12 protein-coding genes are annotated in these 12,654 nt (G+C 34.0%); 8 read left to right on the top strand and 4 right to left on the bottom strand.

The genetic code is table 11. The annotated features are described in order from the left end of the window. Positions 1-151 precede the first annotated feature (151 nt). The 6 genes from trmB to LS64_RS02360 all read left to right on the top strand — a co-directional run bounded on the left by trmB (position 152) and on the right by LS64_RS02360 (position 6,671). Positions 152-1,690, top strand: coding sequence for a tRNA (guanosine(46)-N7)-methyltransferase TrmB (trmB, locus tag LS64_RS02385; protein ID WP_118962108.1), 1,539 nt, complete (start codon positions 152-154; stop codon positions 1,688-1,690). 10 nt (positions 1,691-1,700) lie between these two features. Beyond that, entirely contained in the window at positions 1,701-2,681 is a 981-nt protein-coding gene (locus tag LS64_RS02380; protein ID WP_034569285.1) for a hypothetical protein, read from the top strand. Then, positions 2,678-3,643, top strand: a complete 966-nt coding sequence (locus LS64_RS02375) for a DNA cytosine methyltransferase (protein WP_034569282.1) — start codon at positions 2,678-2,680, stop codon at positions 3,641-3,643. The genes LS64_RS02380 and LS64_RS02375 overlap by 4 nt, the downstream gene beginning before the upstream one ends. A 118-nt stretch (positions 3,644-3,761) precedes the next feature. Then, positions 3,762-4,433 carry a cell division ATP-binding protein FtsE gene (locus tag LS64_RS02370; protein ID WP_034571934.1) on the top strand — a complete coding sequence of 224 codons (672 nt, stop codon included), beginning with the start codon at positions 3,762-3,764 and terminating at the stop codon, positions 4,431-4,433. Next, entirely contained in the window at positions 4,420-5,229 is an 810-nt protein-coding gene (locus tag LS64_RS02365; RefSeq protein WP_034571937.1) for an FtsX-like permease family protein, read from the top strand. Before LS64_RS02370 ends, LS64_RS02365 begins: the two co-directional genes overlap by 14 nt. After that, entirely contained in the window at positions 5,226-6,671 is a 1,446-nt protein-coding gene (locus tag LS64_RS02360; RefSeq protein WP_034571940.1) for a murein hydrolase activator EnvC family protein, read from the top strand. Before LS64_RS02365 ends, LS64_RS02360 begins: the two co-directional genes overlap by 4 nt. Before the next feature lie 147 nt (positions 6,672-6,818). Here LS64_RS02360 and LS64_RS02355 read toward each other — a convergent pair whose 3' ends face one another. From LS64_RS02355 to LS64_RS02345, 3 genes are all read right to left on the bottom strand, one after another. Continuing rightward, positions 6,819-7,628: a hypothetical protein gene (locus LS64_RS02355; RefSeq protein ID WP_034571942.1), complete on the bottom strand. Its 810-nt coding sequence runs from the start codon at positions 7,626-7,628 to the stop codon at positions 6,819-6,821. Between the two features lie 25 nt (positions 7,629-7,653). Beyond that, complete coding sequence (locus LS64_RS02350) at positions 7,654-8,751, bottom strand: dehypoxanthine futalosine cyclase (protein ID WP_034574400.1); 1,098 nt, start codon at positions 8,749-8,751, stop codon at positions 7,654-7,656. A 163-nt stretch (positions 8,752-8,914) separates the two neighbouring features. After that, positions 8,915-10,138 carry an RluA family pseudouridine synthase gene (locus tag LS64_RS02345; RefSeq protein WP_034571945.1) on the bottom strand — a complete coding sequence of 408 codons (1,224 nt, stop codon included), beginning with the start codon at positions 10,136-10,138 and terminating at the stop codon, positions 8,915-8,917. A gap of 135 nt (positions 10,139-10,273) precedes the next feature. Here LS64_RS02345 and LS64_RS02340 point away from each other — a divergent pair, with 135 nt between their 5' ends. Together LS64_RS02340 and LS64_RS02335 are read left to right on the top strand one after the other, a co-directional pair. Beyond that, the gene (locus LS64_RS02340) at positions 10,274-11,359 is read left to right on the top strand and encodes an alpha/beta hydrolase (protein ID WP_034571950.1); all 1,086 of its coding nucleotides are present in this window, start codon (positions 10,274-10,276) and stop codon (positions 11,357-11,359) included. A gap of 27 nt (positions 11,360-11,386) precedes the next feature. Further along, positions 11,387-12,154: a YebC/PmpR family DNA-binding transcriptional regulator gene (locus LS64_RS02335; RefSeq protein WP_034571953.1), complete on the top strand. Its 768-nt coding sequence runs from the start codon at positions 11,387-11,389 to the stop codon at positions 12,152-12,154. 46 nt (positions 12,155-12,200) lie between these two features. Here LS64_RS02335 and LS64_RS02330 read toward each other — a convergent pair whose 3' ends face one another. Next, positions 12,201-12,653 carry a hypothetical protein gene (locus tag LS64_RS02330; RefSeq protein WP_034571956.1) on the bottom strand — a complete coding sequence of 151 codons (453 nt, stop codon included), beginning with the start codon at positions 12,651-12,653 and terminating at the stop codon, positions 12,201-12,203. Between the last annotated feature and the right edge of the window lies 1 nt (position 12,654).

Raw genomic sequence — 12,654 nt, 5'->3', positions numbered from 1 at the left:
ACATTATAATACCACAAGGACAAAAAAAAAAAAATATTTATTGTTAAAAAATAAGATTTTAAACATTAATTTTTAGTTTAAATGCGTTTAATTAATTACAAAGAAAGATAGTAAAATTATTGCTTTGAATTTGTAAGTAAAGTTTAAGTTTATGCCGCATTTTATTAGTAAAAATATGTTTTTATGTGTGAATATTTCGCATAATGATTTTTTTATTATGCCTTATTTGCGTAATTTTCGCCATCCTAATCTTATGATTTTGCCTATTATATTAGAATCTAAATCGCAAAAAGTTGCTAAGAAAAATCTAGATTCTAATAGCCTAACTACAAAAATAGATTCCACGCATGAAGTGCTTTTTATCCGCTGTGTTGTGAAAAGCGATAGATTTTTGTATAAAATTGATAAGCTAACGCAGGTTAGTAATTTGAATAAGATTAAAGAGATTCTAAGTTTTTTGGCAAGCCACGTAGATGTTATTAGCCATAATTTGAGTGAGACAAAAAAGCACACAAAGGGAAGTAATACGCCATTTTTGCTAAAAGAAACGCAATTAACAGGCTTAAAACCGCACTTTATAGAAATAGGCTTTGGCTCTGGGCGGCATATACTTAGTCTTGCTAAAAGCAATCCAAAAAAGATAATCTTAGGCTTTGAAATCCACGCCCCTAGCATTCGCCAAGTGCTAAACGCTATAGAATCTTACCAGCTAAAAAATCTCTACATTTGCGCGGCGGATGCTAGAAATGCTATGCAGCTAATAGATTCTAGCGTGGCAAATGCGATTTTTTTGCACTTTCCTGTGCCGTGGAATAATGCTAAACACAGACGCGTTATGAGCCGTGATTTTTTGCTTGCTTGTTTTAGAATCTTGCGGCTAAATGGGCATTTGAACTTGCGTAGCGATGACTTAGAATATGTGAGAGATTCTATAAATGAGATGCTATCCGCGCCCATTGCGCATTTTGAGGTGAAAAAAAATAATGCGGCGAATGTGATTAGCAAGTATGAGGCGCGATGGACCAAGCAACAAAAGGATATTTATGACTTATTTTTGTATAAGCAAAGTGATAGCGAGAGCTTTTTAAAATCGCAAGATTGCGTGTTTGAGTTTGACTTTTCTCTTAGCAATATAGAATCTTTTTGCAATCAAAAGTGGGTGGATAAGGAAAATAGCGTATTTATTTCTATCGGTGATATGTATATTAGCGTTGATTCTAATGATTTAGTGAATCTAGATTCTAAAGAAAACATAGAATCTAAATCGCAAAATTCGCAGGATAATTTTCCTTTAGATTCAATGTCCCACCCATTCCCACCCACTGAAAATTTAAAGGAAAATTATCCTGCGAATTTTGCCAACACACAAGAAAACGAAGTTTCTTTAGAAAACGAAGTTTCTTTAGAAAACATAGAATCTAAAAACCTATCGCCCGCCCACCACCCTATTTTAGAGAAAGATTCTAAAAACAAAAGCCAAACGCCCGCCAACCACCCTACTAAGATAGTAGAGCTAACCTTTGGGAGTTTTTATGTCCCATTTAGCACCTATTTAGTGATAGAAAATGGAAATTTGCATTATCTAAAATATCCATTAAATATAAAATCGCATATAATAGCACATAAATTTTTGTGTAAGATTCTAAATAACAAACTAGATTCTAATATAATACATCAAAAGTTATCCTAAGGACAAATAAATGTTAAAAGAGCTTTATACAATTAGCCTCATTAAAGATTATTTACAAGAATGCAAAATCTTGCCAAAAGAGACTAAAAGCATAAATGATATTTATAACTTTTTTGTATATCTAAATGACAACTTGCAAAGTTTTAATACGCTTTATATTTTTAACTATTTATATAACTTTGTAAGTAGTGATGAAGTTGCAAAACGAAAAACAAGTGCTAGAGTTTTTGAAGATATGTTAGCCATTTTATTTAATGGCATTGTAAGCGATACAAAAGAGAGAAAAAATTTAAGCTATCAAGTGCCTAATTATTTTAATAATGTAAAAGATAAAATAGCCTCAAATAGACGAGAAAAAGCTGATATTATTTTTGAAAATTATAGTATATCTCTTAAAACTCTTATGCAAGATAATCAAGAAATAAATATGGGTTCTTTTGAAAAATCCGTCCTTTTTGACTCTTTAAAAGTAGATGATTATTTAAATGAAAGAAAATCAAAAAGTGGGGCTGGACTAGGTAGCAAATCCCAACTCTTAAAGCTTTTTAGTATTATAGAAACGCTTTCAAGCTGGGAAAAATTTAGTGATAAATTTAATGCTATGATTAATTTTATTTATGCTGATGATTTATTAATCGCTGTAAAAAACGATAAATTAATGAATCTTTATTTTTTAAGTGGGAGCGAATTAATAAATATTTTTAAAGATTTAAGTATAAATAAAAATGAATTATTAAAAATAGTAAATCGTTATGAAGGCAATTCCCTGCGTATTGATAGAAATATGTTATTTGAAAAATGCAATAAAAAACTTGAGCTTGATTTTTCATATTTAGATTCTACGATTATAGAATCTATTAATAAAATGGATTTAAAACTACATAAAAACTATGCACATTATTTTAATAGCAATGATAAAGAAAAGATAAAAAAAGATTCTATAAAATCATTAAAAGATTTATTTAATGAATTTGACAAGGCATTAGTATGAAAGATATTTCTGTAATAAGCTTATTTTCTGGCTGTGGTGGGCTTGATTTAGGTTTTATAAAGGCTGGCTTTAATATAATTTTTGCAAATGATATTGATAAAGAAGCTTGTGAAAGTTACAAACAAAATATAGGAAATCATATTGTTTGTAAAGATATTTATAAGCTAGATTCTAAAGAAATACCAAATGGGGATATTTTAATAGGTGGTTTTCCCTGCTTAGGCTTTACTATTGCTAATGGTAAAAATAGAGATTTAAACTCACACTATAACACTTTATATTTAGAATACGCAAGAGTATTAAAAGATAAGCAACCAAAATATTTTTTAGTAGAAAATGTAGCGGGCATACAAAGTGGCAAGGGCTTTAAAGAGCATTTTTATGAAAAAATATTACCTACTTTTGAATCTTGTGGATATGATGTTAAGCATAAGATTCTAAACGCAAGTGATTTTTTTGTCCCGCAAAATAGAAAACGAGTAATTATCTTAGGTAAAAGAAAAGATATACAAAAAGAAGTAAATTTCCCAAAACCTATTATAGAATCTCCTAAGACCTTACGTGACGCTATTTTTGATTTGCCTAGTGATTATAGTGAGTTAATCCCTAATCACACAGGCTCAAGGCATAAGATTCAAATCACAGGCTATATAGGTAATAGAATCTTGCAATGGGATAAGCCAGCCCCTACAATTACAGGACGTGGCAGTAGGGGCGGTGGAGCAGTAATTCATCCGCACCCAAATTTACAAAGACGACTAAGTGTTAGAGAATGTGCTAGGATTCAAAGTTTCCCTGATGATTTTATATTTTATGGTAGCAATGGAGCGTGTTTTGCACAAATAGGAAATGCAGTTCCGCCCTTAATGAGTTTTTTTATAGCTAATGAATTTAGAGAAGCCTTTGGATTAGAAAAAATCGATTTAAATAAAAAACTATGGAATCTAAGATATGTATGCTAGATTATTATCTAAATTTTTGTGTAAGATTCTAAATAACAAACTAGATTCTAATATAATACATCAAAAGTTATTATAGAATCTAAAATTGCAATGACGATAAACATAAGGACAAAACAAAATGGAAATAATGATACAAGCAAAAAATTTATGTCTTGGCTATAAACGCACAGGCATTGTGATAAAAAATGCGAATTTTACGATATATCCAAAAGATTTTGTCTTTATATCTGGCGCGTCTGGTAGTGGGAAAAGCACACTTTTGCGTTCAATATATGGTAATTTACCTGTGGCAACGGGCGATTTAAAAGTAATGCACTATGATATGAAAAAGATTAGCTCACACCGACTCGTGCTATTAAGACGAAAGCTAGGAATAGTATTTCAAGACTATAAACTAATCCATGACTGGAATATAGAAAAAAATATCGCTTTGCCTATGATTATAAATAAGTTTCCACGAAATGAGATAAAAACGCAAACTGAAAGGCTACTTTCACATATAAATCTATTACATAAGGCAAATAAATATCCTTTAGAGCTTAGCGGTGGAGAGCAGCAACGTGTAGCCCTTGCACGTGCAATAGCACACAGACCGCGTTTGATTCTATGTGATGAGCCAACAGGAAACTTAGATGATTACTCAAGTGATATGATTTGGGGCTTATTAAAGTCTTCAAATGAGCAGTTAAACATTACGATTGTAATCGTTACACATAGGATTCCAAAGCATTTGAATCTAAGATATAGAAAAATTGAAATAAAAGAAGGAGTTGTAAGTGAATACGCTTAAACAACATTTATCATTACTTATACCGCTTATAACAATGGCGTTTTCCTTGCAATGTTTATTGATATTAGAACGCACCGTAGCCAAACAAGAGCAATTTATCACGCAAAAATACGCCATAGGAATAACCGCTAAAAAGCCCATAAACTTTGAATCTATCCAAAGCAAAGTCGTGGAAGCAAAGGAGCTGAAAGAATTAAACCCAAAAGATTCTATAAGCAAGCTTACAAAAGATATAAATGAAAGCAATATTATCGCCCTAACCCAGCAAATGCCCTACTTTTATTCTTTAAGCCTAGAGTATTTCCCAAACACGCAACGACTAAGCGAGATAGAATCTATTTTGAAAAAAAATCCAAATATTATAGCCGTAGATACTTTTAGCAAACGCCATTTAGAAAACTACACGTTACTTAGCTTTATAAAATTTAGCGTTATAACTTTTAGCGTGATACTAGCCTTTATAAGTTTTATGTTAATGCTAAAGCAAATAGAAATATGGCGATATGTTAGCCGTGATAAAATGGAAGTGATGGATATTTTAGGCGCGTCTGTGTGGATACGAAATCGCAGTCTTTTTAAACTCGCCTTAATTGATTCATTTTTAGCGTCTTTTAGCATTGCGGTGCTTACATTTTATATATCCACACTAAGTTTCACAAATGAGATTCTAAACTCATTATCACTTAGTGGTAGCGTGTTTCAAATCCCGCTTGATTTTATTAGAATCTTTTTTGCGTGTTTAATGGCGTCTATTCTTTGTGTAATCTTTATTATTTTATCAAAGGCTAGACGATGAAGATTCTATTATTTATTTTATTGAATCTAGCTTTGCTAAATGCTGCAAATGATATAAATGAAATCAATAAAAACATAGCAGCGCAAAATCAAAAGCAAGTAGCCATAGCAAAGCAACGTGAGAATCTTAATATGAAACTAAGCACCTTAGGGCAAAATATTAGCAATAATATCGCACAAATTCGCAAGTTAGATTCTGAAATCCAAAGCCTATCAAGAAATATAGAATCTAATAAAGACCAAAATAAAAGCCAAGAAGAAAAGCTAAAAGATTTAGAGTTTGAAAAGGCAAAACTTAGTAAAAAAATGGAAAATTCTAAAAAGGAATTAAGTGCGCTGATTCTAAGATATATGACTTTTTCACAAGTGCTAGATGACGAGGAAGTGCAGACAATGGATGATATTATCAATAAAGAAGCCTTTAATATCTTAAAAAAGCAAACCACAAAAAATATCGCCACAATCCAAAAAGAGCAAGAAATAATCGCAACGCAGATAAAAGATATAAACGCTAGTATAAATCAAGTAACCCAAATCATTACAACGCAAGAGAGCCGCCAAGTCGAGCTGCAAAAGAAAATCACGCAGCAAAGAGCGTTGGTAGAAAATATGAAAGGCGAAATGGCTGTATATAACGCGCGACTTAAAGAAATCGATAATCAAAAAAAGGAACTTGATAATCTATTATCAAAGCTAAATATTTTGAAAAAAAATACTGAAGCAGCAAATGCTAAAAAAGAAGCGGAACGTTTGGCTAAATTAGAAGCCGAGAGGCAAAAAAAGCTAGAAGCAGAGCGGCAAAGGAAAGCAGCTGAGGCTAAAAAACTAGCTCAAAAGCAAAAAGAGGAAGCCGAGAAAAAAGCAAAAGCAGAAGCAGAAAAAATCGCTAAAACAAATACGCAGGAAGCCCAAAAATTCTTAAGTGATAAAAGTAAAGAGATTCAAAGAGAATATGACGCTAAAATTAGCACGCAAGAAGCGGATTTGGCAATCACTAGCTTTGAAGACTTAAAACGCGTAGATAGCGTATATCAAAAGCCAGATGTGGCAAAATACACAGGCAAAAAATTGATAAGTCCGCTAGATTCTTACACAATAGAGCAAAATTTCGGCGACTACCTAGACCCTGTGTATAAAATAAAGGTATTTAATAATGGCGTGGTGCTAAAGCCAAAAGTTAGCGATGCCCAAGTGTATAACATAATGGATGGAAAAGTAATATACGCCCAAGAAATGGCAGGGCTAAAAAAAGTCGTAGTAATCGAACACGCAAATAAAATGAATACAATCTACTCAATGCTAGATAAAATCCCCCCAACATTAAAACAAGGCTTTGTCGTGTCAAAAGGCTATGTTATAGGACGCGTAAATGATAGATTAAACCTAGAAATAATCCAAGATGGCAAACACATAAACCCGTTAGAAGCCATCGCCCGTAAATAAAGATTCTTTATCTAAAAAAAATCGCGGAAAATACACATTTAAATTTAACCTATTTTAGTCGGTTGAATCTAACTCAAAAAAAGCATATAAAATCTATTAAGATAATAGCAAAAATTACACACATTTGGGGCAAGAAACTTTTAGAATCTAGGCTTTATCTTTTATTTTTATATTTTTGATTCTATAAATCCCTAAAATAAAGCAAATCAGTGCAATAAAAGCAATAAAACACGAAATAAAAAGCAAAGCTAACATAAAATAAGATAAATTATCTCCAGACAAAATATCTTCAACTCTATGCCATAGAATCTGTGAAGTTACATATATCACAAATGGCAAGACAATTATAATAGCCGCACACATAAACTTAAAAGAATACGCAAAATCCGCAATCCCACTAATTTCACGCATCGCCACACAAATTTTATAATAAAAATAAATCACACACACCATAAATATAACGCTAAGAATGCCACAAAATACCACACTTAAAGTTCTTAAACTCGTATTGCTACCATCATCACTAATATACAAAATCCATACAAAACAACCATACATTACACACAAAATAACATTAAATATTATGTAGCGAAATAGTGGCGTGCGCGTAAGATTACTAAGCTTTTTAAAACTTGTCAAAACATTAATAGATACCAAAAACAACATAATACTTGAAAAAATACTACAATATTTTATAAAGTTATTTATGTAGGTAATATTATCTATGGCGATTTTATCCTCTAAAATTTGTAAGCTACTATCCATTCCATTTATTAGTACATCAAGTAAATTTAAAGAATTGCCATATTCATTTAAGATTATCATACTCATGCTAGTTACAATCATAATCTGCATAACCATCACTGCAACACACAAAAAAACACTATTTAATAATATCTGTCTTGTTTCCTTAGCCAATTTTGCTTTATCACTTTCATCGTTTAGATTTATTATCATCTTTGTCCTTTATAGAATCTAGATTCTAATAAATTTTTAGCATCCTATACGCCGTGTTGCGTTTGGCGGGCGTTTCGTTTATATCGCGGATTAGGGCTATCATCTCATCTTGATTCATCGAGTTATGCGCCCCCGCAGATGATACGACATTTTCCTCCATCATCGTGCTGCCTAAATCATTCGCACCAAATAAAAGAGCTAGTTGCCCTATGTGACTGCCCTGCGTAACCCAGCTGCTTTGGATATTCCGCACATTATCCAAATAAAGCCGCGAGCACGCCAAAAGCCGCAAATATCGGTTCGAACTAGCCCTCTCTATCTGCGGATACTCGGCTTTCAAAGGCGTATTATCCGGCTGAAAGCTCCATAAAATAAACGCGCGAAAGCCATTTGTGCTATCTTGCAAATCACGCACACGCCGCCAATGCTCCACGATGTCCTTATCACTCTCCACGCTGCCAAACATCATCGTAGCCGTGCTTTTCATCCCTATCTTGTGCGCTTCATGATGGACTTCTATCCACTCATCACTACTTAACTTTTTTGGCGCAATTTTATCGCGGACAGAATCACTTAAAATCTCCGCACCAGCGCCAGGTATTGAAGAGAGCCCAGCCTTTTGCAGTCGTTTCAGCACTTCAGCAATGCTAAGTTTTGAAATCTTAGAAATAAAATTTATCTCAATTGCGGAGAAGCCATGAATAGTAATCTGCGGATATTTTTGTGCGATGTGTGCGACAAGATTCTCATAATAATCAATTTTTAGCTTTGGATGCACACCCCCTTGAAATAGAATCTGCGTTCCGCCTATTTCAAGCAACTCATCGATTTTTTTATCAATCGCTTCAAAGCTCAAAATATACTCGCCATCCTCGCCCAAGTGCCGCTTAAACGCGCAAAACTTGCAATCAACCCAGCAAATATTCGTGTAATTTATATTCCTATCGACCACAAAAGATGTGATTTTATGCGGGTGCAGCGTGGCTTTGACCTCACTTGCCATTCGCCCAAGCTCCTTTAGGCTCGCATTTTGCATTAAATCAAGGATTTCACTATCGCTATATCGCTTCAGTTTCGCACGCGTCACACTATCGACTTCATCGTGGCTGCTATTTTTATACATATCAAAATTTGGCTTTGTCATTTGCTTCTCGCTTATAAGATTCTAAAAAATGGTATTGTAGCATAGAATCTAGAATTATAAAATTCATAGGGTCATTTAAATAATAATTAATAAAAAGATTTTTAATAAAGTAAATAGAATCTGTCTTTACTTGAAAGTAATTTCAAATTATAGAAACTTTTAACTCATTTTTCCACTCATCCAAATGTGCGTTTAAAACCTCCTTGTAATTTGTAAAATTAGATTCTAAAAAGGCTGTGAAATCGCGTGGCAAAGGGGCGAAAAAGACTTCACCACCGCTATTTTTACATTCCATAATATTTATAGAATCTTCGCCATTTTTGCATTCCCTAGATTCTATAGAATCTTTAGAATCTATAATATCTTTAGCTTCCAAAATAGAATCTTTAGAATCTAAAACGCCCTTAGATTCTATAAAATTTGGCAACGTGTTAAAATAAAGCAGCGTGGCGTGCAGCAGCATTTTACACTTATAGCCCTTAGCCAAAGTAGCTGGCGAGTAAAGGCTATCGCCGTAAATATGGCGATTTATGCTATCCAAATGCACACGGATTTGATGCGTCCTACCGCTAAAAAGCCGCACAGAAACTAGCTCAAACTTGCCATTATCGCTTCTCATAATTTTACGAAACTCACTCTTACTATCGCGCGCTTGTGGGAATCTATCCTTATCTAGCACCGCCATTTTCAGCCGATTATGCGGATTTCGCCCTAAAAATTTCTCAATTATCACATTCTCTCTCAAAGGCGGCGAAATCACGCAAAGATAAATCCGCCCCATTTTCCGCTGCTTTAGTAGCTCGCTAAAATGCGCGTGTGATTTGTTATTTTTCGCCACCAAAATCGCCCCGCTCGTGTCCTTATCAAGCCTATGCACGATGCCAAGCCGCTCCTGCCCGGCAAGATTTGACAAAGTGAAATTACGCGATTTTAGATAGTCACAAAGGGTTATTTCTTTCACGCTTGGGGCGGCGTGAATGACTAAGTTTTGCGGTTTATTAAATATCACAAAATCGGGGGTTTGCGCGATAATTTCGATATTTAGATTTTCTAAGGCGTTTTTAGAATCTTCTTTGAAATTTGCAATATTTTTCCCCCCTAAATTCAATGTCCCATCCATTCCAAAGCATTTAGAATCTAAGGGCAAAAGCCCCTGCGTTATAGAATCTTCTTGCATGTTTTTACTAAAATCAATTCTAATTTCATCGCCTTTTTTAAGGGCTTGCGACTTTTTAGCCACTTTATTATTAACCAAAACTCGTTTAGATTCTATAAGTTGGCTTACTTGATTGCGTTTAGAATCTAGCAAAATTTGCAAGGCAATATCAAGCCTTTTGTAAGAATGCAACACGCAAAACACACACATAACACCCTTTCAAGATTTTAGAATTTAAGTCAAAATATTTTAGATTGACGTAAAAATTCTTATAATGACAAAATAGATTCTATAAATTTTGCAAAATAAAGATAAAATTTTATCACATTTTTAGTAGGGAGTTTTATGCGTTGTTTTGTGTTTGTTTTTAGTGTTTTTATGCTTTTAAATTATGGAATCTGTAAGCCAAGTCAAGAGATAGTTAGCTTAGATTCTAACGTGTATAAATATTTTATCATTAAAAAAATTGAAATAAAAAATGTAAATGATAGAATCTATAGAATCCAAATTGCTTTGCCTTTATTAGATTCTATAAATTCTACACGAGATTCTTTAAACGCTAAAACCGATGATTTTTCGCTAGATTCTAAAAAGCTAGATTCTATAAATTCCACGCAAGATTTTGCGTTAGATTCTAACAAAAAAGATTCTAACTTTCAAAAATCCCAAGTTATAGAATCTAGAACTTTTTCCCTTATTAAAAATAACCCTAAAAAGCCACAAAAGATTCTATATTTACTTGATGGCAATGCCTTTTTCCCACGATTTTTAAATCTAATTACAAATGATATAGAATCTAATCCATATTCTTTAAAAAACCTGCCTATTATCGTAGGTATAGGACATGATAGCAACCTAGCCTTTGATAGAAATCTGCGTGAGATTGACTATACGTTAAATATAGAATCTAGTAAAAATATTGAAGCTTTCCATTATTTTTTAGTTAAGATTCTAAAACCTTTTATTGAGAGTAATTATGCTAACTTTCAAAATTTACAAGTTATAAAATCTCTAACTTTAGATTCTAATAACCCTAAAATTTCCAAAGATTCTAATAATATAGAATCTATCCTTTTTGGACACTCTTTTGGCGGACTTTACGTCCTTTATAATGCCTTTAATTATCCGCAAGATTTCAGTATTTATTTTAGTGCTTCTCCTTCGCTTTATCTTAATAATGGCGCGATTTTCCCGCGATATTCGCCGATGTTAAGCAACTTTAAAAACAAAACATTAATTATCTCGCAAGGCTCGCTTGAAAGGGCAAGCAGAGCCACTTTTAGCCGCGAAAATTTATACAATTTGCTAAAGCGTGAAAACCCGCAAAATGATATTAGATTCTATGATTTTTATAACAAAACGCACGGGGAGAGCGTAAATGACGCATTTTTAATGTTAATTAAGATTCTAAAAGATTATGATAGAATCTAGATTCTAAAACACGCAAAAGGAGCGAAAATGGGCAGAGCCTTTGAATACCGCCGCGCCGCAAAAGAGAAGCGTTGGGGGAAAATGAGCAAAGTTTTCCCCAAGCTTGCCACCGCCATCACACTCGCCGCAAAAGAGGGCGGGGCTGACCCCGAAATGAACGCAAAACTTCGCACCGCAATCGCAAACGCCAAAGCCCAGAATATGCCAAAGGACAACATCGAAGCCGCGATAAAGCGCGCCAGCGGCAAGGATGGCAACTTCCTTGAGATTACCTATGAGGGCAAGGCGGCAAATGGCGTGCTGCTCTTTATTGAGTGTATGAGCGACAATCCTACGCGCACCGTTGCCAACATCAAAAGCTACTTTAATAAGACGCCGGGGGCTAGTTTGCTAACAAATGGCGCGGTGGAATTTATGTTTGAGCGGAAGGGCGAATTTGTGCTTGATTTGGCTGGTTTGGAGGCTGAAAATATTGAGAATTTGGAGCTTGAACTCATTGATTTTGGGCTTGATAGTTTGGAATCTGTGCTAGATTCTATGGACTTAGATTCTGCGGAAACAAGCGAGATTGAGAGCAAAAAGGGCGAGTTTGTGGCGTATTGCAAGTATGAGGATTTTGGGAATTTGCAAAATGCTTTAGAATCTAAGAATATCGCGGTAAAAAGTGCAAAATTAGTGCGTTTGCCAACTAGCCCTATAACCTTAAATGAAGCCCAACTAAGCGAGTTAGAAAAACTCCTAGATAAAATCGAAGAAGACGACGACGTCCAAGAGGTTTATACAAATTTGGGCTGAGAGATTTGCAAAAAAGATTCCATAAACACATTGCAAGTTAAATTATTTAAAACTTAATTTCGTGGGTATTTATAGAGCGATATTCCGTTGTAGATTTTTTTACTTTGTTAGAATCTAAATTAGATTTTGTATTAGATTTTAACTGGGGCTCTTCGTTTGTTATGTTTTCTTTTAGCGCTCTATTCGCGGCGATTTTGCCCTTTTTCTTTTTATTTTCAAACTCAAAGTCCGCGTGGGATACGACATTATCGATATTTTTATTAAGCGTATCCTTGATAAATTCCTCTTTTGTGCTATCTTTGATTTTATTTAGCTCATTTTGCGTTTGGACTTGCTCGATGATTTTTTTGGTATCGCTAAAGTCGCCGCCGCTCTCGATAATCGTGGTAACCTTGCTAGGCTTATACTCGCTTAAAGCTAGCGATATAGGCACATACACCGCGATGCTTGCCGCCGCCACGCCAACAGGAATTAATATCATTTTACTAATGCTTATCATA

Source organism: Helicobacter saguini (genome assembly GCF_000762875.2).
Classification (GTDB): Bacteria; Campylobacterota; Campylobacteria; order Campylobacterales; family Helicobacteraceae; genus Helicobacter_A; species Helicobacter_A saguini.
This window is presented reverse-complemented; position numbering and strand designations above follow the sequence as displayed.

Coding starts and splice junctions, on each gene's coding strand:
- trmB (WP_118962108.1), top strand. CDS start 152: ATGCCGCATTTTATTAGTAAAAATATGTTTTTATGTGTGAATATTTCG.
- LS64_RS02380 (WP_034569285.1), top strand. CDS start 1,701: ATGTTAAAAGAGCTTTATACAATTAGCCTCATTAAAGATTATTTACAA.
- LS64_RS02375 (WP_034569282.1), top strand. CDS start 2,678: ATGAAAGATATTTCTGTAATAAGCTTATTTTCTGGCTGTGGTGGGCTT.
- LS64_RS02370 (WP_034571934.1), top strand. CDS start 3,762: ATGGAAATAATGATACAAGCAAAAAATTTATGTCTTGGCTATAAACGC.
- LS64_RS02360 (WP_034571940.1), top strand. CDS start 5,226: ATGAAGATTCTATTATTTATTTTATTGAATCTAGCTTTGCTAAATGCT.
- LS64_RS02355 (WP_034571942.1), bottom strand. CDS start 7,628: ATGATAATAAATCTAAACGATGAAAGTGATAAAGCAAAATTGGCTAAG.
- LS64_RS02350 (WP_034574400.1), bottom strand. CDS start 8,751: ATGTATAAAAATAGCAGCCACGATGAAGTCGATAGTGTGACGCGTGCG.
- LS64_RS02345 (WP_034571945.1), bottom strand. CDS start 10,138: ATGTGTGTGTTTTGCGTGTTGCATTCTTACAAAAGGCTTGATATTGCC.
- LS64_RS02340 (WP_034571950.1), top strand. CDS start 10,274: ATGCGTTGTTTTGTGTTTGTTTTTAGTGTTTTTATGCTTTTAAATTAT.
- LS64_RS02335 (WP_034571953.1), top strand. CDS start 11,387: ATGGGCAGAGCCTTTGAATACCGCCGCGCCGCAAAAGAGAAGCGTTGG.
- LS64_RS02330 (WP_034571956.1), bottom strand. CDS start 12,653: ATGATAAGCATTAGTAAAATGATATTAATTCCTGTTGGCGTGGCGGCG.